The organism is Agrobacterium vitis, from assembly GCF_037039395.1.
GTDB lineage: Bacteria > Pseudomonadota > Alphaproteobacteria > Rhizobiales > Rhizobiaceae > Allorhizobium > Allorhizobium vitis_E.
This window is the reverse complement of record NZ_CP146242.1, coordinates 3,798,720-3,819,462: the sequence shown is the minus strand read 5'-3', so window position 1 is coordinate 3,819,462 and position 20,743 is coordinate 3,798,720. Positions and strand designations below refer to the sequence as shown.

The 20,743-nt window shown below is 58.2% G+C and carries 18 protein-coding genes; 17 read left to right on the top strand and 1 reads right to left on the bottom strand.

The features are described from left to right. Window positions 1-104 precede the first annotated feature (104 nt). Window positions 105-3,095: an excinuclease ABC subunit UvrB gene (gene uvrB, locus V6582_RS20205; protein ID WP_349508906.1), complete on the top strand. Its 2,991-nt coding sequence runs from the start codon at window positions 105-107 to the stop codon at window positions 3,093-3,095. A 404-nt stretch (window positions 3,096-3,499) separates the two neighbouring features. Here the strand turns inward: uvrB and V6582_RS20200 are convergent, their stop codons facing one another. Further along, on the bottom strand, window positions 3,500-5,053 hold the full coding sequence (locus V6582_RS20200; protein WP_156634044.1) for a gamma-glutamyltransferase family protein: 1,554 nt from the start codon (window positions 5,051-5,053) through the stop codon (window positions 3,500-3,502). Between the two features lie 235 nt (window positions 5,054-5,288). Between V6582_RS20200 and V6582_RS20195 the strand changes: the two genes are divergently transcribed. From V6582_RS20195 to lipA, 16 genes are all read left to right on the top strand, one after another. Next, entirely contained in the window at window positions 5,289-6,488 is a 1,200-nt protein-coding gene (locus V6582_RS20195; protein WP_156634043.1) for an amidohydrolase, read from the top strand. Window positions 6,489-6,605: 117 nt separating this feature from the next. Continuing rightward, window positions 6,606-7,826, top strand: coding sequence for an amidohydrolase family protein (locus V6582_RS20190; protein ID WP_156634041.1), 1,221 nt, complete (start codon window positions 6,606-6,608; stop codon window positions 7,824-7,826). A gap of 99 nt (window positions 7,827-7,925) precedes the next feature. After that, the gene (locus V6582_RS20185; protein WP_156634039.1) at window positions 7,926-8,606 is read left to right on the top strand and encodes a hypothetical protein; all 681 of its coding nucleotides are present in this window, start codon (window positions 7,926-7,928) and stop codon (window positions 8,604-8,606) included. Window positions 8,607-8,822: 216 nt separating this feature from the next. Continuing rightward, on the top strand, window positions 8,823-9,674 hold the full coding sequence (locus tag V6582_RS20180; protein WP_156634037.1) for a VOC family protein: 852 nt from the start codon (window positions 8,823-8,825) through the stop codon (window positions 9,672-9,674). Next, a complete protein-coding gene (gene kdsA / locus V6582_RS20175) occupies window positions 9,671-10,525 on the top strand; it encodes a 3-deoxy-8-phosphooctulonate synthase (protein ID WP_156634035.1) in 855 nt (284 codons plus the stop codon). The genes V6582_RS20180 and kdsA overlap by 4 nt, the downstream gene beginning before the upstream one ends. A gap of 89 nt (window positions 10,526-10,614) precedes the next feature. Beyond that, entirely contained in the window at window positions 10,615-11,889 is a 1,275-nt protein-coding gene (gene eno / locus V6582_RS20170; RefSeq protein ID WP_156634033.1) for a phosphopyruvate hydratase, read from the top strand. Between the two features lie 180 nt (window positions 11,890-12,069). Continuing rightward, entirely contained in the window at window positions 12,070-12,381 is a 312-nt protein-coding gene (locus tag V6582_RS20165) for an FtsB family cell division protein (protein ID WP_015915925.1), read from the top strand. A gap of 201 nt (window positions 12,382-12,582) precedes the next feature. After that, complete coding sequence (gene pdhA, locus V6582_RS20160) at window positions 12,583-13,629, top strand: pyruvate dehydrogenase (acetyl-transferring) E1 component subunit alpha (RefSeq protein ID WP_156613903.1); 1,047 nt, start codon at window positions 12,583-12,585, stop codon at window positions 13,627-13,629. A gap of 20 nt (window positions 13,630-13,649) precedes the next feature. Then, window positions 13,650-15,044 (top strand): pyruvate dehydrogenase complex E1 component subunit beta, encoded by a 1,395-nt coding sequence (locus tag V6582_RS20155; RefSeq protein WP_349508905.1) that lies wholly within the window; start codon window positions 13,650-13,652, stop codon window positions 15,042-15,044. A 15-nt stretch (window positions 15,045-15,059) separates the two neighbouring features. Next, the gene (locus V6582_RS20150) at window positions 15,060-16,406 is read left to right on the top strand and encodes a pyruvate dehydrogenase complex dihydrolipoamide acetyltransferase (RefSeq protein WP_156634030.1); all 1,347 of its coding nucleotides are present in this window, start codon (window positions 15,060-15,062) and stop codon (window positions 16,404-16,406) included. A 17-nt stretch (window positions 16,407-16,423) separates the two neighbouring features. Further along, window positions 16,424-16,876 (top strand): hypothetical protein, encoded by a 453-nt coding sequence (locus V6582_RS20145; RefSeq protein WP_156634028.1) that lies wholly within the window; start codon window positions 16,424-16,426, stop codon window positions 16,874-16,876. Beyond that, entirely contained in the window at window positions 16,873-17,511 is a 639-nt protein-coding gene (locus tag V6582_RS20140; RefSeq protein ID WP_156634026.1) for an SGNH/GDSL hydrolase family protein, read from the top strand. The genes V6582_RS20145 and V6582_RS20140 overlap by 4 nt, the downstream gene beginning before the upstream one ends. Window positions 17,512-17,607: 96 nt before the next feature. Then, window positions 17,608-17,874 carry a YdcH family protein gene (locus V6582_RS20135; RefSeq protein WP_070150865.1) on the top strand — a complete coding sequence of 89 codons (267 nt, stop codon included), beginning with the start codon at window positions 17,608-17,610 and terminating at the stop codon, window positions 17,872-17,874. Between the two features lie 77 nt (window positions 17,875-17,951). Continuing rightward, window positions 17,952-19,397, top strand: a complete 1,446-nt coding sequence (gene lpdA / locus V6582_RS20130; protein ID WP_060715993.1) for a dihydrolipoyl dehydrogenase — start codon at window positions 17,952-17,954, stop codon at window positions 19,395-19,397. A 70-nt stretch (window positions 19,398-19,467) separates the two neighbouring features. Next, on the top strand, window positions 19,468-19,716 hold the full coding sequence (locus tag V6582_RS20125) for a GlsB/YeaQ/YmgE family stress response membrane protein (RefSeq protein ID WP_015915932.1): 249 nt from the start codon (window positions 19,468-19,470) through the stop codon (window positions 19,714-19,716). A 38-nt stretch (window positions 19,717-19,754) separates the two neighbouring features. Continuing rightward, window positions 19,755-20,726 carry a lipoyl synthase gene (gene lipA, locus V6582_RS20120; RefSeq protein ID WP_156634024.1) on the top strand — a complete coding sequence of 324 codons (972 nt, stop codon included), beginning with the start codon at window positions 19,755-19,757 and terminating at the stop codon, window positions 20,724-20,726. The last annotated feature ends 17 nt before the right edge of the window (window positions 20,727-20,743 follow it).

Here is a 20,743-nt window from a genome sequence, read left to right as displayed (position 1 = left end):
CGAGAATGCGAATGGGTAAAAACTTTAGCGAAATTGTTGCTTTTTTGTTCTGATTTTCGTCTGGCGCACTTCACTTTGACTGCGGTCTTATCCATATTCGGACCATGGCCAGATCTCCGAAAAAATCTCCCGTCCGTAACAATGATAACCCATCGCAGGATGAGGCAGGGGTGCCTTACGCTGGTGGGTTTGAAGAGGCGCCACAGGCTGCTTTCGAAGGAGCGCCCTTGAGCGGAAGTGTCGCGGACTGGGTGAAGCAGCTGGAAGCCGAAGCGGAAGCCGGAGGCATCGAAAGCCAACGGGAACTCGCCTCCAAGGCTGGCAAGCACCGTAAGAAGATCGAGATCGAAGCGCGCAGACATGCCGAAAAGATAGCGCTTGAGAAAAGCACGGGCAGCAAGACCGGGGCCGACCCCGTAAAGGCCGGTCGCACCGCCAAGGCCAAGAGCGAAGACGGCGGCAGCGCCATGCGCACCTCCCGAGGTGTATCCATCGGCGCATCTTCCGATCCGGCCACGCGCGCGGCTGCCGGTCTTAACCCGGTGTCTGGCATGGATACGTCGCTGGAAGAGGCGCAAAGCCTTGCCCCAGGCGCTGTGACGGCGACCGTGGAGGCGCTGTCGGCGCTGATCGAAAGCGGCAATCCACTTTTCAAGGGTGGCAAGATCTGGGCGCCACATCGCCCGGCCAGGCCGGAAAAGTCCGAGGGGGGAATCCCGATCCGCATGGTGTCGGACTACCAACCGGCGGGCGACCAGCCAACGGCGATCAAGGATCTGGTGGAAGGCATCGATGCCGGGGAGCGCAGTCAGGTCCTGCTCGGCGTGACCGGTTCCGGCAAGACCTTCACCATGGCCAAGGTGATCGAGGCGACTCAGCGGCCAGCAGTGATTCTGGCGCCGAACAAGACGCTGGCGGCCCAGCTCTATTCGGAATTCAAACATTTTTTTCCCGACAATGCGGTGGAATATTTCGTTTCCTACTACGATTACTACCAGCCGGAAGCCTATGTGCCGCGCTCGGATACGTTTATCGAGAAGGAAAGCTCGATCAACGAACAGATCGACCGTATGCGCCACGCCGCCACCCGCGCCATCCTTGAGCGGGACGATTGTATCATCGTCGCCTCGGTGTCCTGCATCTACGGTATCGGCTCGGTCGAAACCTATACGGCGATGACCTTCCAGATGTCGGTCGGCGACCGGATCGACCAGCGGCAATTGCTGGCCGACCTCGTGGCGCAGCAATACAAGCGGCAGGACATCAATTTCGTGCGCGGCTCTTTCCGGGTGCGGGGCGATACCATCGAAATCTTCCCCGCACACTTGGAGGATGCCGCCTGGCGCATTTCGATGTTCGGCGACGAAATCGATGCGATCACCGAATTCGATCCGCTGACTGGCCACAAGACCGGCGATATGAAATCGGTGAAGATCTATGCCAATTCGCACTATGTCACGCCGCGCCCGACGCTGAACGGGGCGATCAAGGCGATCAAGGAAGAGCTGAAGCAGCGGCTGGCCGAGCTGGAAAAGGGCGGGCGTCTGCTGGAGGCGCAAAGGTTGGAGCAGCGCACCCGCTACGATATCGAAATGATGGAAGCGACTGGCTCCTGTGCGGGCATTGAAAACTATTCCCGCTATCTGACAGGCCGTGCGCCGGGCGAGCCGCCGCCGACCCTGTTCGAATATATTCCCGATAACGCCTTGTTGTTTATCGATGAAAGCCATGTCTCCGTCAGTCAGATTGGCGGCATGTATCGTGGCGACTTCAGGCGTAAGGCGACGCTGGCCGAATACGGTTTCCGGCTGCCGTCCTGCATGGATAACCGGCCGCTGCGGTTTGAGGAATGGGACGCCATGCGTCCGCCAACCGTCGCGGTTTCGGCGACACCCGGCAGTTGGGAGCTTGAACAATCGGGCGGCGTGTTTGCCGAGCAGGTCATTCGCCCGACCGGCCTGATCGATCCGCCGGTCGAAGTGCGCTCCGCCAAGACCCAGGTCGATGACGTGCTGGGTGAGATCAAGGAAACCTCGCTGAAGGGCTACCGTACGCTGGTGACGGTGCTGACCAAGCGCATGGCCGAGGATCTGACGGAATATCTGCACGAGCAGGGCGTGCGGGTGCGCTATATGCATTCGGATATCGACACGCTGGAACGCATCGAAATCCTGCGCGATCTCAGGCTCGGCGCCTTCGACGTGCTGGTTGGTATCAACCTGCTGCGCGAAGGTCTGGACATTCCCGAATGCGGCTTCGTCGCCATTCTCGATGCCGACAAGGAAGGCTTCCTGCGCTCCGAGACTTCGCTGATCCAGACGATTGGCCGCGCGGCGCGTAATGTCGATGGCAAGGTCATTCTCTACGCCGACCAGATCACTGGCTCCATGCGGCGCGCCATGGACGAAACGTCGCGTCGCCGGGAAAAGCAGGTGGCTTACAATCTTGAACACGGCATCACGCCCGAATCGGTCAAGGCGAAGATTTCCGACATTCTCGATTCGGTCTACGAGCGTGACCATGTCCGCGCCGATATTTCCGGGGCGAGCGGCAAAGGCTTTGCCGCTGGTGGTCATCTGGTTGGCAACAATCTCCAGGCCCATCTTTCGGCGCTGGAAAAACAGATGCGGGATGCCGCCGCCGACCTCGATTTCGAAACCGCAGCTCGTTTGCGCGACGAAATCAAGCGTTTGAAGGAGGTCGAGCTGGCCAGCATGGGCGATCCCGGCGAAAAGGCAGCGGCCCGGGCGCAAGAGCAAGCCGGGTCCGGCCAGTCCGCTGGCGTTGCAGCAGACAATTCTAGTGACATCGGCTCCTATTTCGCCAAACCATCCCTGGATGACATGGGCCCCGGCACGGACACGGCCAAGCCGCTGTTTCGCAAGAACAGCCTGGATGAAATGACGGTCGGTCGGACGGAAAAACCTATTCCCGGCAAGCTTCCCGAAAAGCCCGGCCCGAAAAGCGGCGATGCCAAAACGGACGATCCCCGTCCGATCATCCGCGCCAAATCCGGGGCCGGTTCCTACGAAGATGCCGGAGATCAGAAACGCAAGACACGCACCAAGGGAAAAACCGGCAAACCTGGGCGGTAGCTTGGCCTTTGCGTGTTTGTCCGAAAATGCGTAAAAACAAATAGATAGAGAGTTTCACTGTTTCTGCGAGACACTGAAATTCTCTGAATTTTGTTAGAAAACGTAAAAGTCGTTGACACATCTCCAGATGGATGAAAACAGGGCTAACCGAAAACAGCCCCCCTTTTCGGTTGGGTATCCTATAGCATCGTGTAAAAACCGAAGCCGGTTCGATGCTATAGGATCTTGCTTGCGCAACAGTCGTTTCCGCAATTCTGTCCCAAATCGTTGTCGGATGCTCTCGTCCCAAGGCTCGGAGATGCTGCTACATTCTCGCCTTGAGCGTAGCGCAAAATTCTCAAATGAATCATCAGCTTGCGAAAATCAAGACGAACGATCACCTATCAATGACCCTATGCAATTGGTCAATACGCGATGAGCGCCACACCCTCGCCACGTGGGTCGTGAACGCCTGCCAGACTGCCATCCGGGGCGATGGTGATGACACCTGCCTGGCCCGCGATTGGACTTTGCGGCTCAATGGGTGCGAGCTGATGGCCGAGATCGGCCAGCGTATCGAGCACGGCCTGGCCGCAGTCTTCCTCAATTTTCAAACTGTCGCGGCTGTCGGAAAACGTTTTTCCCAGGAGAAATCGTGGTCCGGCCAGCGCCTGGGCAGGAGGCTGGGCATAATCGATCAGCCGTGTCAGCAGCATGGCCAGGGTCTGTGGCTGGCCGTCCGCACCCTGGGTGCCGTAGATCAGCGCCGGTTCGCCGTCGCGCAGGGCAAGTCCGGGGTTGAGGGTGTAGAACGGTCTTTTGCCCGGTTGCAGGCAATTGGGGCTTTGTGGATCGAGGGAGAAGGCCGCACCTCGGTTTTGCCAGAGAATGCCGGTATCGCCGACGACAACGCCGCTGCCCCAGTCGAAATAAGTGCTTTGCAACGTGCTGACGCTTTGGCCCGCAGCGTCAGTTGCGCCGAAGAACACCGTGTCCCCTGTTCGGTAGGGATGAGGCCAGGCCAGCGCCCGGTCTGGATTGATGGCCCTGGCGGCCTTTTGCAATTGTTCTGCCGACAGCCATTGCTGCACGGGTTGATCGGAAAAATCCGGATCGGCGATCTGGTCGCGGGTCAGGAAAGCTTGTTTCACCGCCTCGACGACCAGATGAAGATGCTGCGCACTGCCAGGGGTGAGGGCGGAAAGGTCGAAATGCTGGAGAATGCCCATGATCGTAAGAGTGGATATCCCTTGTGTCGGCGGCGGTGGCGCGAGAAGCTCCAGCCCGCGATAGGATAGGCGCGCCGGTTCCACCTGCCGCGTGTGTGTTGCTGCCAGATCGGCAAGGGTGATTGGCGAGCCGGCAGCCCGAAGCCCCTCGGCGATGCGCTGGGCAAGCGTGCCTTGGTAAAAACTGCGCGCGCCATGGCTGGCAATATCCTCCAGGGAGCGGGCAAGCTCTGGCTGGCGAAAGATCTCTCCCGGAGCAAAGGGTCGTCCATTGTTGAAAAACAGGTTGATGAAGCCTGACCAATCGCCAAGCACGTCCTTGCGCATATCGAGCCAGAAGCCTTGCGAGCGACTAACCGGAAACCCCTGATGCGCATGATGAATGGCATCCTGCAACAGATCGCCGAACAGCTGTTTTCCACCCCAATACTCCCCCGAATAGCGGTGAACGGCCTCCCAGGCATCGACGGTGGCGGCGGTGGTCAGGGTTGAAAGCGGACCGCGCAGCGGAATACTGTCGCCGGTAAAATCAGGCAGTTTTTCCGCTGCTTGACCGATTCCAATAAAACAGGTCTGGCGGCCCTGCCTATCGGCCATAATCCAGACCGAGTCGCCGCCCAGGCCGCAGAAATGCGGGTAGACGACGGCAATGGTGCTGGCCATGGCGATGGCCGCTTCCGCTGCCGTGCCGCCGCGCTCCAGAACGGCCAATCCGGCGGCGCTTGCCAGCGGATGCGGGCTGGTGACCATTCCAGTGTCAGGGCCAGAAGCAGCGTGTGTCGTTTGGGAAGTTGGGTGAGATGACGAGGGCATGGGTACGTTCCGGCAAGAGGCGGGGAATAATCAAGTCCAAGCCTGACACGGAACACCAAATTACCGCAATCCTGACTTTGCTTTAAACCTCGTGTTCGGCCAGGAAATACGCCATGATCCGACCCGCATTTTATCTGTCTGTTTGCCCGTCTGTTGGAAAGCCGATCCTTCCATGAGCGCCACCCTCGTCGTTTTCAATGCCCGCAATGGTCTCGGTGAGCCGGTCGATATCGTTATTGCTGGCCATGCCATTGCCGCGATCGGTCCAGCCGTGGGTGAGGGCGTTTCAACGGAAAAGCCGCGCATCGATGCGCGCGGCGGTCTGGTCCTGCCGGGCCTGGTCGATGGTCATGTACATCTCGACAAGACGCTGATCGGCATGCCGTTCATTCCCCATATTCCCGGTGGCTCGGTCGCCGAGCGAATCCGGGCAGAAAAGGCGCTCCGCCGCTCCTTGCCCTTGCCAGTCGAAGTACGCGGCGGCAAGCTGCTGGAAAAAATGGCCGCCTATGGCACCGTCGCCTGCCGCAGTCATGCCGATATCGATACGGAAGTCGGGTTGGCCGGGCTGGAAGCCATATTGTCCCTCAAGCAAAGCCATGGTCATCTGGTCGATATTCAGACGGTGGCGTTTCCACAGTCCGGCGTCTTGGCCGATCCCGGCACTGCCGATCTGCTGGAGCAGGCGGTCAAGGCGGGTGCGGACCTGATCGGTGGTCTCGACCCGGCTGGAATAGACGATGACATTACTGGCCACCTCAACGCAATTTTTGCCATCGCCGGGCGTTACGGCGTCGGAGTGGATCTGCATCTGCACGATCCGGGTCCGCTTGGCGCTTTCGAAATCCGTCAGATCGCCAAACGGGCTTTAGCGCATGGTCTTCAGGGTAAATGCGCCGTCAGCCATGCCTATTGCCTGGGCGCGCTGGACGATATGGATTTCGGGCGCACAGCGGAAGCGCTGGCACGCGCCGATGTGGCGATCATGACCATCGGTCCTGGCGATACCAGTATGCCGCCGATCAAGCGGCTGAAGGCTGCGGGCGTGCGGGTATTTTCCGGCAATGACAATATCCGCGATGCCTGGTCGCCGCTTGGCAATGGCGATCTTTTGGAGCGGGCGAGCATTCTCTGCGACCGGCAGAATTTTCGCGCCGATGCCGATCTTGAACATGCCTTCGCGCTGGTCAGTACCCTTTCGGCTGAGGTTTTAGGACGCAGCAGTGCGGCACTCGGCAAAGGGAGCCCAGCCGATTTCATTATCTTGCCGGTCGCCTCCATTGCCGAAGCCGTGGCGGTGCGTCCGATGGAGCGCATGGTGTTCAAGGCGGGTGTACTGATTGCCAGCAACGGTAATCTCGTCGCCTCGTGACGGTCGCCAATCCATTAGATATTGTGGCCATGGGATATCGCTTGCGGATGAAAAGAGATTTCGTGCGGCAGAGACGGTGGCTGGATGATTGCCAGCCGGAAAGGAAAACGAAAACGCATGGCGATTGATTTCGTGTTGCGCCGCGCCAGGCTGCCATTGTTGGCGCAGCCGCTGGACATCGCCTTCAAGGCGGGGCGAATCGTTGCGCTGGAAGCGGATTTTCGTTGCGATGCGCCGCAGGAGGATGCGGCAGGCCGGTTGGTCTGCGCCGGGTTGATTGAAACCCATCTTCATCTCGACAAGGCAGGGATCATCGGGCGCTGCCGGGTGTGTAACGGAACGCTGGCGGAAGCCGTGTCGGAGACCTCGAAAGCCAAGCAGGCCTTTACCGAGGAAGATGTCTATGCCCGCGCCGCCGATGTCGTGGAACGGGCCATCGTCCAAGGCACGACCCGGATCAGGACCTTCGTGGAAATCGATCCGCGCGCCGGTTTCCGGTCGTTTTCGGCGATCCGCAAGCTGAAGGCAGATTACGCCCATCTGGTCGATATCGAAATCTGCGCCTTTGCCCAGGAAGGGTTGACCAATGAGCCGGAAACCGAGCGGATGCTGGAAATCGCCTTGTCGCAAGGAGCCGATCTGATTGGTGGTTGCCCTTACACGGACCCTCGGCCCGCCGAGCATATTTCTCGCATTTTCACACTGGCCCAGCGCTTCGATGTGCCTGTTGATTTCCATCTCGATTTCGATCTCGATCCTTCCGGGTCCAACCTGCCGACGGTCATTACTCAGACGTTGGCGCGGGGTTACCAAGGCAAGGTGTCCGTTGGCCATGTCACCAAGCTTTCTGCAATTCCTCCCGATGAGGTGGAGCGTGTGGCAAAGCAATTGGCCGAGGCGGGGATTACGGTGACGGTGCTGCCTGCTACCGATTTGTTTCTGACCGGCCGGGATATCGATCATCTTTGCCCAAGGGGCATTGCTCCGGCACATCTTCTGGCCCGCCAGGGGGTGAATGTCACTATCTCGACCAATAATGTCCTTAACCCGTTTACGCCGTTTGGCGACGTCTCGCTGATGCGCATGGCCAATCTCTACGCTAATGTTGCCCAACTGGCGACGCCTGATGATCTGAACAAGGTCTTCGAGATGATCACCCGCTATCCGGCCCGGCTGATGGGGCTGGATGAACAGCTGAAGGTCGGGGCTGCCGCGGATCTCGTCCTGTTTGATGCCGTCTCCGGTGCCGAGGCCGTGGCAACGATTGCGCCTGCGATGGCGGGCTGGAAATGCGGGATGAAGACGTTCGAGCGCAAGCCGCCGCAGCTCTACCGGTGACATCGAAATGTCGGAATGCGGTCATCTCTCCGTCATGTTTTCATGCTGATGTCCACCCAACTTTCCGTTAGAGTTTTTCCTTCTATTTCAGGAGCTTGCATGCGTTTGTTATTCCTGCCAGCTGTGGTTGCCGCCATGACCGTTTCGTCTTTCAGCCTTGCTGCCGCGCCTGCCTCCTGGCCGGATACGCCCGTGTCGCGGTTACAGGCATTGGCCGTATTGCAAACGCTGAATGCTGACCTGCTGAGCCATGACAGTGCCACGCTGACGCTGGACCGCTGGTGCAGCACTCATAAGCTGGCGGATGGAGCAAAAATCACAGCCGAACGGGTCAAGGATGTCGACAAGCCCGCCACGGGCGAAATTCGCGCTGCTCTGAAGGTCGCGGATGGTGACAAGGTCGGCTATCGCCGGGTGCGGCTGAAATGCGGTGACCGTATCCTGTCTGAAGCCGACAACTGGTATGTACCGGCCAGGCTGACCGATGACATGAATAAGGTGCTCGACACGACGGATGGTGCGTTTGGCCGCGTGGTGCAGCCGCTGCATTTCCAGCGGCATACGATGTCTGCAGAGCTGTTGTGGAAGCCATTACCGGACGGATGGGAAATGGGCAGCGCGGTGCCATCGGCAAGCGGCAATCCCTTGTCGGTGCCTGAATACGTTCTTCAGCACAAAGCATTGCTCAGCGTGCCGGATGGAACGCCGATCAGCATGGTGGTGGAGACCTATCGCCGCGACCTGCTTGATTTTACGCCGCCGAAGTTCGATACCAACTAGTACCGATATCGTTGACGATCGGCAGTTCGTATGCCTTTTGCAATGCCTTCAAAGCTCGAAGATGTGGTTCATATCTTCGAGCTTTACTGCGTCATTCCTTAGACCGATTGCGGTTTAAGGAGAAATTATGCAGCAGATATAAAGCTTAGTTCACAATATATGGCGCATTAAGGTCGCCGTAACCTGACACCACCGCTCCACAGTGAGTTTTTTAAAATGTCGAACGCAAATGCCCGCCTTGTCGATCATCTGGTGCTATCTGTAGAAACGCTGGAGGCGGCGCGAAGCCGCCTGACTGCTCTTGGCTTTACGGTTGCGCCGGATGGGCGCCATCCGTTCGGCACGGTCAATGCATGTGTATTCCTGGCCAATGGGATCTATCTCGAACCGCTGGCCATCGGCGACAGCACTGCTGTCGATGCGGCCTATGCTGAAGGTAATGCGTTTCTGGTGCATGACCGGATATTCCGGCAAGTGCATGACGAGGGCGTCTCGGCCATCGTCACGGCGTCCAAAGATGCCCGCGCCGACCATGAAACGTTTGTCGCTGCCGGAATGAAGGGCGGCAAAATGCTGCAATTTTCGCGGCCTGTAAGGCTGCCGGATGGCAGCGAAACGGTGGCCAGTTTCAGACTAGCCTTTGCAGCCCGGGAAGTGGAGCCGTTCTTCCTGTTTACCTGCGAGCGGGTCGATCCGCTTCCCGCTGATCGCAGCGCGCTTGAAAGCCATGCCAATGGCGTGACAGGACTAAGGCGGGTGTTTTTCTATGCGCCCCAGCCGGCCCGTTATGCCGGATGGTGGAAGACGGTGTTTGGTGCCGAAGGCAGGCAAACCACCAATGGGTTGGCCTTCGACGCAGCAAACCTGTCGATGGAAATCATTTCCGGAGAGACGAAGAACAAGGCCCTGGTGGCAGAGGCACTGGTGTTTACGGTTGCCGATCTTGAGGTGACAGCGACGGTTCTGGCTGCTAATGGCGTTGCCCATGAGAGACTAGCGGGCGGCATTACCGTCCCGGCTGCGCCCGGACAAGGCGTTGCCTTTCTGTTTGAGGAGAATACGCCATGACCGCTTCCGCCCTGCCGAATGCAACCGTCACCATTGGCGAAGGCGCCAAGACGGTCTCTTTCTCCAACAGCGCGAAAATTTCGCTGATCTGTGGTCCCTGCCAGATGGAAAGCCGCGAGCACGCTTTCATGATGGCGGGCGGGATCAAGGAAATCTGCGACAAGCTCGGCATTGGCCTCATCTACAAATCTTCCTTCGACAAGGCAAACCGCACCTCGCTGAAGGCCGGGCGCGGCATCGGCATCGAGCAGGGACTGGCAATCTTTGCCGACCTTAAAAAGGAATTCGGCTTTCCGGTCCTGACCGACATTCACAGCGAAGACCAGTGCGCCGAAGTGGCTGAAGTGGTTGACGTTTTGCAGATCCCGGCTTTTCTGTGCCGTCAGACCGATCTTCTTGTGGCGGCGGCAAAGACCGGGCGGGCGATCAATGTCAAGAAGGGCCAGTTTCTGGCGCCCTGGGACATGAAGAACGTGATGGAAAAGATCACATTGTCCGGTAACCCCAATGTCATGCTCTGTGAGCGCGGCGCTTCCTTCGGCTATAATACGCTGGTCTCCGACATGCGCTCGCTGCCGATCATGGCAGGCATGGGCGCACCGGTGATTTTCGATGCCACGCACTCGGTACAGCAGCCGGGCGGGCAGGGCGGCTCGACCGGTGGCCAGCGCGAATTTGTGGAAACGCTGGCACGTGCAGCCGTTGCGGTTGGTGTCGCGGGTCTGTTCATCGAATCGCATCAGGACCCTGACAATGCGCCGTCCGACGGTCCCAATATGGTTTACCTGAAGGACCTTGAGCGCTTGCTGGAAAAACTGCTGGCGTTCGACGCCGTCACCAAGGCCGCCTGAAGGCCCGGACCATGTCATTGTAATTTTCAATTCATCGGCTAAGACAGGGCGAACAGAGCCTTGTTCAGCCTTTACAGCAGGGAGTGACCATGACCGCTATTACCGACATTATTGCCCGCGAGATTCTCGACAGCCGCGGCAATCCGACCGTCGAAGTCGATGTCTATCTGGAAGATGGCAGCATGGGCCGCGCTGCAGTTCCGTCGGGCGCTTCCACCGGCGCCCATGAAGCCGTTGAGCTGCGCGATGGCGGCACACGTTATCTGGGCAAGGGCGTCGAAAAGGCGGTCGAAGCCGTCAACAGCGAAATCTATGACGCCATCGGCGGCCATGACGCTGAAAACCAGATCCAGATCGACACGATCATGCGCGAGCTGGACGGCACGCCAAACAAGTCGCGCCTCGGTGCCAATGCCATTCTCGGCGTGTCGCTGGCCGTTGCCAAGGCGGCTGCAGAAGCCTCCGGCCTGCCGCTCTATCGCTATGTCGGTGGTCCGAATGCCCGCATCCTGCCTGTGCCAATGATGAACATCATCAATGGCGGCGCACATGCCGACAATCCGATCGACTTCCAGGAATTCATGATCATGCCTGTCGGTGCGGAGAATATCCGTGACGCCGTGCGCATGGGCTCGGAAGTGTTCCATACGCTGAAGAAGGAACTCTCGGCGCAGGGCTTTAACACCAATGTCGGCGATGAAGGCGGCTTCGCACCGGGCTTGAAGAGTGCGCCGGAAGCACTTGATTTCATCATGAAATCGATTGAGAAGGCTGGTTATCGTCCGGGCGAAGACATGTATCTGGCGCTTGACTGCGCTTCGACCGAATTCTTCAAGGACGGCAAATACGTTATGGAAGGCGAAGGCCGCACGCTGGAGCCGGAAGCCATGGCTGACTATCTGGCTGAGCTGGCTGCCAAATATCCGATCATCTCCATCGAAGACGGTATGGCTGAAGACGATTGGGACGGCTGGAAATATCTGACCGACAAGATCGGTGCGACGACCCAGCTGGTTGGCGACGATCTGTTCGTCACCAATTCCGCCCGCCTGCGCGACGGTATTCGCATGGGTGTCGCCAACTCGATCCTCGTCAAGGTCAACCAGATCGGTTCGCTGTCGGAAACCCTGGATGCGGTTGAGATCGCGCACAAGGCTGCCTATACCGCCGTCATGTCGCATCGTTCGGGCGAAACCGAAGACTCGATCATTGCCGACCTGTCGGTTGCCACCAATTGCGGACAGATCAAGACCGGCTCGCTGTCGCGCTCCGACCGGCTGGCCAAGTACAACCAGCTGATCCGTATCGAGGAACTGCTTGGACCGCAGGCCGCTTATGCCGGTACGTCCATTCTGAAGGCCTGATCCGGCGAGCGGAGCTGGTTGTTCCGCAACGATTTTTCACTCAAGCCCGCGCTGTGCAAACGGTGCGGGCTTTTGCATTGAGCAGCGGCTGAACTTTTTCGCAACAAGGTCAATACTCGGTTAAGCAAATGGCTCTAATGTCGATGCAAAGATGTTGTGCGTTGCAAGGCCAAATCGAGAATGTGGACACGTCACCATAAGAACCGTAAATTTGGACGCCTGGTCCTTCCCGCCGTCACCATCGCCTTTATCGGCTATTTCGGCTATCACAGCATTCATGGCGATTACGGGTTGAAGGCCGGCGAGCATTTCGATGTCGTGCGGGCTGAGCGGAGCAAGGAGCTGGCGGCGCTCATTCACGACCGCAAGAAGCTGGAAACGCAAGTAAAACTGCTCAGCGACGGCTCGCTTGAACGCGATATGATCGATGAAAAAGCCCGCTATCAGCTGAATATGTCGCGCCCCGACGAGATCGTCATTTTCAATCGCTAGTGTGAATCATTCCATTCGCGACAATGCCCGTCATATTTAGGGGATTGTTGATTAACTGAAATCAAGTTAATCGCAAAAAATTATTAAAAATCTGGTGTTTATACGGAATGGAAGGCATGCATTTAATGCATTGCGGCCTGTCCCATTCTTGCATATGGTGTGTGCCAATCAAAAACCCTTACACAACTCAGGGAGGGATGAATGGCACCGCGCAAAAACGCGACTGCTTCAGGCCGCAAACCGGCAGCAAAGCCTGCAAAAGGCGATTTCGCTGTTGGGACGATTGAAGAATTTGACCGCGAAAAGGAACTGAAAGCCTATCGCGAAATGCTTCTGATCCGCCGCTTCGAGGAAAAGGCCGGTCAGCTTTACGGCATGGGCTTCATCGGCGGTTTCTGTCACCTCTACATAGGCCAGGAAGCTGTCGTTGTCGGCATGCAGATGGCGCTGAAGCTCGGCGATCAGGTTATTACCGGCTATCGTGACCACGGCCATATGCTGGCTTGCGGCATGAGTGCACGCGGTGTGATGGCCGAACTGACCGGACGTCGCGGCGGCTTGTCGAAGGGCAAGGGCGGCTCCATGCACATGTTCTCCAAGGAGAAGCATTTCTACGGTGGCCACGGCATCGTCGGCGCCCAGGTGTCGCTCGGCACGGGTCTGGCCTTCGCCAATAAGTATCGCGGCAATGACAATGTCTCTCTCGCCTATTTCGGCGATGGCGCGGCCAACCAGGGCCAGGTCTATGAGAGCTTCAACATGGCGCGCCTGTGGAACCTGCCGGTGATCTATGTGATCGAAAACAACCGTTATGCCATGGGTACGTCCGTTGCCCGCGCCTCGGCGCAGACGGATTTCTCCCAGCGCGGCGTGTCCTTCAACATCCCCGGCTTCAAGGTGGATGGCATGGATGTGCGGGCCGTCAAGGCGGCTGCCGTGCAGGCTGTCGAGCATTGCCGCGCCGGCAAGGGCCCGGTCATCCTGGAAATGGAAACCTATCGCTACCGCGGTCACTCCATGTCCGACCCGGCCAAATACCGCTCCAAGGACGAAGTGCAGAAAATGCGCTCCGAGCATGACCCGATCGAACAGGTCCGGCTGCGTCTCCTGGAAAAGGGTTGGGCCAACGAAGACGATCTCAAGCTGATCGACAAGGACGTGCGCGACATCGTCGCCGACAGCGCCGATTTCGCCCAAGCCGATCCGGAGCCGGATGCATCCGAGCTCTACACCGACATCCTGTTGTAAGCGAGAGGGAGGGTTAGCCCATGCCAGTCGATATTCTCATGCCCGCCCTGTCTCCGACAATGGAGGAAGGCACGCTGTCCAAGTGGCTGAAAGCCGAAGGCGATAGCGTAAAATCCGGCGACGTGATCGCCGAAATCGAAACCGACAAGGCAACCATGGAAGTGGAAGCCGTGGATGAAGGCGTGATCGGCAAGCTGCTGATCGAAGCCGGAACCCAGAATGTCAAGGTCAACACGCCGATTGCCGTGCTGTTGCAGGATGGCGAAAGCGCGTCCGACATTTCGGCTCCCAAGGCTGAAAGCGCAGCGGCGCCCGCAGCCCCTGCCGTGCCGCAGGAAGAAAAGCCGACCGAGACCGGTTCTGCTTCCGCGCCTGTTCCGGCTCAGCCGATTTCAAGCGCTGCCAGCGATCCGTCCATTCCGGCCGGAACGGAAATGGTATCGATGACCGTGCGTGAAGCACTGCGCGAAGCCATGGCCGAAGAAATGCGCGCCAATGACGATGTATTCATCATCGGTGAGGAAGTGGCGGAATACCAGGGTGCCTACAAGATCACCCAGGGCCTGCTTGCCGAATTCGGCGACCGTCGCGTGGTTGACACTCCCATTACCGAGCATGGTTTTGCCGGTGTGGCCGTGGGCGCCGCCATGGCAGGACTGCGTCCGATCGTTGAGTTCATGACCTTCAACTTCGCCATGCAGGCGATTGACCAGATCATCAACTCGGCTGCCAAGACGCTTTACATGTCCGGCGGTCAGATGGGCGCGCCCATCGTGTTCCGTGGTCCGAACGGCGCTGCGGCTCGCGTTGGCGCCCAGCACAGCCAGGATTATGCCGCATGGTATAGCCAGATCCCCGGTCTGAAGGTCATCTCGCCTTACACGGCAGCCGATGCCAAGGGCCTGCTGAAAGCGGCGATCCGCGATCCGAACCCGGTGGTCTTCCTCGAAAACGAAATTCTCTACGGTCAGAGCTTCGATGTGCCGAAGCTGGATGATTTCGTGCTGCCGATTGGCAAGGCACGCATTCACAAGTCCGGCAAGGATGTCACCGTCGTGTCCTGGAGCATTGGCATGACCTATGCGACCAAGGCCGTGGAAGAGCTGACCAAGCTTGGCATCGATGTCGAGCTGATCGACCTGCGCACCATCCGTCCGATGGATCTGCCAACAGTAATCGAATTGGTCAAGAAGACCGGTCGTCTGGTCGTGGTGGAAGAAGGTTATCCGCAGTCGTCCGTGGGCGATTTCGTTGCCAACCGCATTCAGCGCGAAGCTTTCGATTACCTCGATGCGCCTGTTCTGACCGTGGCTGGCAAGGACGTGCCGATGCCTTACGCGGCCAACCTTGAAAAGCTCGCTCTGCCGAATGTCGGCGAAGTGGTCCAGGCCGTTAAATCCGTCTGCTACAAATAAGGGGAGGCGAGGCATATGCCGATCAATATCACCATGCCGGCCCTCTCTCCCACGATGGAAGAGGGCAATCTGGCCAAGTGGCTGGTCAAGGAAGGCGACACCGTCAAGTCCGGCGACGTGATCGCCGAGATTGAAACCGACAAGGCAACCATGGAAGTGGAAGCGGTCGATGAAGGCGTCGTTGCCAAAATCGTCGTTCCCGCTGGCACCGAAGGCGTCAAGGTCAATGCGCTGATCGCCATTCTCGCCGCTGAAGGCGAGGATGTGTCGGCTGCTGCGGCGGGTGGCGGTGCATCCGCTCCGGCAAAGGCTGAGGCACCCAAGGAGGAAGCTCCAAAGGCCGAAGCTCCCGCAGCCAAGGCAGATGCTCCTGCTGCGGCCCCCCAAGCTGCCCCTCAGGCCGCTGCTCCGGCAGCCGCATCCGGTGACCGGGTATTCTCGTCGCCACTCGCCCGTCGTCTCGCCAAGGAAGCCGGTCTTGATCTCAAGGCGATTTCCGGCACCGGGCCGAAGGGCCGGGTGGTAAAGAGCGACGTCGAAAAGGCCGTCAGCACCGGCGGTGCCAAGCCTGCCGCCGCTCCTGCGGCGTCTGGCGCAGCACCTGCTCCGGCGCTGGCCAAGGGCATGTCTGACGATGCTGTGCTCAAGCTGTTTGCCGAAGGCTCCTACGAGCTGGTGCCGCATGACGGCATGCGCAAGACCATCGCCAAGCGCTTGCAGGAATCGAAGCAAACCATTCCGCATTTCTACGTTTCCGTGGATTGCGAACTGGATGCCCTGCTGGCCCTTCGCGCCCAGCTCAATGGTGCAGCCGCTGAAAAGGACGGCAAGCCGGTCTACAAGCTCTCGGTCAACGATATGGTCATCAAGGCCATGGCGCTGGCTCTGCGCGATGTGCCAGATGCCAATGTTTCGTGGACCGACACCAACATGGTCAAGCACAAGCATGCCGATGTCGGCGTGGCTGTGTCGATCCCGGGCGGCCTGATCACCCCGATCATCCGCCAGGCCGAGTTGAAGAGCCTGTCCGCCATTTCCAACGAAATGAAGGATCTGGGCGCACGCGCCAAGAGCCGCAAGCTGAAGCCTGAGGAATATCAGGGCGGCACAACAGCGGTCTCCAACATGGGCATGATGGGCGTCAAGAACTTTGCCGCCGTGGTCAACCCGCCGCATGCCACCATTCTGGCAGTCGGCGCTGGTGAAGAGCGCGTTGTCGTGAAGAAGGGCGAAATGAAAATCGCCAATGTCATGACCGTCACGCTGTCCACCGACCACCGTGCGGTCGATGGAGCCTTGGGTGCCGAACTTCTCGGTGCGTTCAAACGCTACATCGAAAACCCGATGGGCATGCTGGTGTAGTAGGCCTCAAGAGGATGGTGGCAGATAACCTGATGTCTCGAGGGCAGTCGATGAAGAGGTGTCTTAGGACAAGCTTCTATGCAACGATTGTTGGCGTTATCTCAGGTTTTCTCGCCTTCAATCTATATTTGGGAAGCTTAGCTCCAAGGGGAGGTGAAGGTAGTAGCCCTCCTCCCCCTCAGGACCTGTTTCTGGTGTGTTTCAATTTGCTGCCAATGGCTGCTGTTGCATATGTCGTATCTTGTGCGTCGCTTCGTTTTAGCGTTGGTGTCTTTCATCTCTCGATGACAGTGCTTTTTGTGGCGTTTGTTGTTGGTTTGACTGCGTTGCTTTTCGTATCTTTTGAGGCAGCAGCTTTCCGCCAAGACCTTCCGTATTTATTAGCAATGCTTATTTCCGGAACGGTACTACTTTTTAGTCACTGGGGTTTGGTCGCTTACAAAGGCCGTCAGGGAGGGTTCAATAGATGAAAACCATTCTCGCATACGGCGACAGTCTGACCTGGGGATACGACCCAGTCGCCCTTGGCCGTCACGCCCATGAGGACCGCTGGACCAGCGTGTTGCAAAAAGCGCTTGGTCATGGCGTTCGGGTGATTGCCGAGGGTTTGAATGGGCGCACGACTGCTTATGACGATCATCTTGCGGATTGTGATCGCAATGGTGTGAGGCTGTTGCCGAGCATTCTTGAAACCCACAAGCCGCTGGATCTGGTGATCCTGATGCTAGGCACCAATGATCTGAAGCGCGGTATTCAGGGAACGGCGATTGGCGCGACGTCTGGCATCAAGCGGTTGGTCAAGCTGGTCCATCAGCATGACTGGGGTTTTGATTTCGAAGGCCCGGATGTGCTGATTGTTTCGCCGCCGCCGATCCGCGAAACCGCAAATGTGATGTTCGGGGCGATGTTCAATCATTCCATCGAGGAAGGTGGAATGCTGGCCAGCATGTACCGCGATGCGGCGGATGAACTGGGTTGTGGCTTTTTCGATGCCGGTTCGGTGGCCAAGACCACGCCGATGGATGGCATTCATCTCGATGCTGACAATACCCGCGCCATCGGGCGCGGTCTGGAGCCTGTGGTGCGGATGATGCTGGGCCTGTGAAGGGAAAGCATGGACCGTAACGCGGGTTGATTGGAATCAAGGAACGACCATGCGGCGGGTTTAAAATGATCTTGCAACCTTGAAGGGGGAAAGATCATGTCCAACACTCCGCATGAACTGGCAGAGGAATTTCCGGAATTTGTGACTCTGATGCGGCATTTGAAGGAAACGGACGGCCATTTCGTTCGATTGTTCGATGCCTATCACGAAATCAACCGGCAAGTTCATCGCGCTGAAACAAATATAGAGCCGCTCGACGACTTCCATATGGAAGACCTCAGGAAGAAGCGGATGCGGCTCAAGGACGAAATCTACGGGATGCTGGTTCGTCATGAACCGGAGGCCGAGACACCGGCATTATAAGCCGGTTGCGCTTCCAGTCCCGTCACGGGTTGGGCCGAGAGGCGCAACCCCAAGGAAACCGAGGAGTGGAAGCGCCCATGTCGAATGCTTATGACGTCATCATCATCGGGTCCGGCCCTGGCGGCTATGTGACTGCGATCCGTGCCGCCCAGCTTGGCCTGAAAATCGCGATTGTCGAGCGCGAGCATCTTGGCGGCATCTGCCTCAACTGGGGCTGTATCCCCACCAAGGCGCTACTGCGGTCGGCGGAAATTCTCGATCACGCCAATCACGCCAAGAGCTATGGTCTGACGCTGAACGGCACCATGACCGCCGATGTGAAAGACGTTGTTGCCCGGTCGCGCGGCGTATCGGCCCGCCTCAATGGCGGCGTTGCCTATCTGATGAAGAAGAACAAGATCGATGTGATCTGGGGTGAGGCCAAGCTCACCAAGCCAAACGAGATCGTCGTCGGCGCATCGTCCAAGCCTGCCGTGCAGCCGCAAAATCCGGTTCCGAAGGGCGTGTTGGGTGAGGGCACCTATACTGCCAAGCATATCATCGTCGCCACCGGCGCGCGTCCCCGCGCTCTGCCGGGCATTGAGCCAGATGGCAAGCTGATCTGGACCTATTTCGAAGCGATGAAGCCGGATTTCATGCCGAAATCCATCGTCGTCATGGGCTCCGGCGCCATCGGCATCGAGTTCGCGTCCTTCTATCGCTCGATGGGTGTCGATGTCACCGTGGTTGAGCTGATGGCCAATATCATGCCGGTCGAGGACGTGGAAATCTCCACCATCGCCCGCAAGGCTCTGGAAAAGCGCGGCCTGAAGATCATCACCGAGGCCAAGGTTTCCAAGGTCGAAAAGGGCGCCAACTCCATCACCGCTCATGTCGAAACCAAGGATGGCAAGGTACAGCAGATTACGGCTGACCGGCTGATCTCGGCTGTCGGCGTGCAGGGCAATATCGAAAATCTCGGTCTTGAAGCTTTGGGCGTCAAGACGGATCGCGGCTGCATCGTCATCGACGGCTATGGCAAGACCAATGTGCCCGGCCTCTATGCCATCGGCGATGTCGCCGGTCCGCCAATGCTGGCTCATAAGGCCGAGCATGAAGGCGTTGTCTGCATCGAGAAGATTGCCGGTCTGCCGCATGTTCATCCTATGAACAAATCTCTGATCCCTGGCTGCACCTATTGCAATCCGCAGGTCGCCTCAGTCGGTCTCACCGAAGCCAAGGCAAAAGAACAGGGCCGCGAGATTCGTGTTGGTCGCTACAATTTCAACGCCAATGGCAAGGCCATCGCGCTGGGCGAAGACAATGGCATGATCAAGACGATCTTCGACAAGAAGACCGGCGAGTTGATCGGCGCGCATATGGTCGGCGCGGAAGTGACCGAGTTGATCCAGGGCTTCGTGGTCGCCATGAACCTGGAGACGACAGAAGAAGAGCTGATGCACACCATCTTCCCGCATCCGACACTGTCGGAAATGATGAAGGAAAGCGTGCTTGATGCCTATGGCAAGGTGCTGAACGCCTGACCCTTCGGACAGTGACATTGCGAGATATTGCCCGGCTCGCTATATAGGGGCGGGCAACAAAGGATAGACGATGGAAAATGTGGGCTGGTTGACGGCGATCTTCGTGGGTGGTCTGGCCGGATGGCTGGCAGGCAAGTTGATGGACATGCGCTTCGGCATTTTCATGAACATCGTCATCGGCATTATCGGTTCGGTCATCGCCAATGCCATCTTCCGGCGCTTTGACATTTTCGTCGCCAGCGACTGGGTTGGCTACCTGATTACCAGCTTCATCGGCGCCTGCATTCTGCTGTTCGTCGCCAAGCTGGTGCGGAAATAGAGACTTAAAAGCCGCTCATCGGCGGCAAAGGAAACACGATGGTTACCATCCTCGATAGAACCAAGCCGGACGACAAGCGCATCCGCCACCCGGAAAAGGCTCACAAGCCGGATACCGAGGTGCTGCGCAAGCCGGAATGGATTCGGGTGAAAGCTCCGACCTCCAAGGGCTATCAGGAAACCCGCGAATTGGTGCGCTCTCACAAGCTGGTCACCGTCTGCGAAGAAGCTGGCTGCCCGAATATCGGCGAGTGCTGGGAAAAGAAGCACGCCACCTTCATGATCATGGGTGAGATCTGTACCCGCGCCTGCGCCTTCTGCAATGTGGCGACCGGCAAGCCGAATGCGCTTGACCGCGAAGAACCTGCCAATGTTGCGAAGGCTGTCAAACAGATGGGCCTGTCGCATGTGGTCATCACGTCCGTGGACCGCGACGACCTGGCCGATGGTGGTGCCGAGCATTTCGAACGGGTGATCTGGGCTATCCGCGAGGCTTCGCCAGCCACGACCATCGAAATCCTGACGCCGGACTTTTTGAAAAAGCCCGGTGCGCTGGAGCGCGTCGTTGCCGCCAAGCCCGACGTGTTCAACCACAATATGGAAACCGTTCCGGGCAATTACCTCACGGTCCGTCCGGGCGCCCGCTACTTCCACTCTGTCCGGTTGTTGCAGCGGGTCAAGGAACTCGACCCGACAATGTTCACCAAATCCGGCATCATGGTCGGTCTTGGCGAAGAGCGCAACGAAGTGCTGCAATTGATGGATGACCTGCGCACTGTGGATGTGGATTTTCTGACCATCGGCCAATATCTCCAGCCGACCCGCAAGCACCACAAGGTGGAACGTTTCGTGACGCCGGAAGAATTCAAGTCCTATGAGGATATCGCCTATACCAAGGGCTTCCTGATGGTGGCCTCCAGCCCGCTCACCCGCTCCTCCCACCATGCCGGTGACGACTTTGCCCGGTTGAAGGCCAACCGCGAAAAGAAGCTGCTGGCGGCTGCGGAGTAACGCGCTTCAGGGTAAAG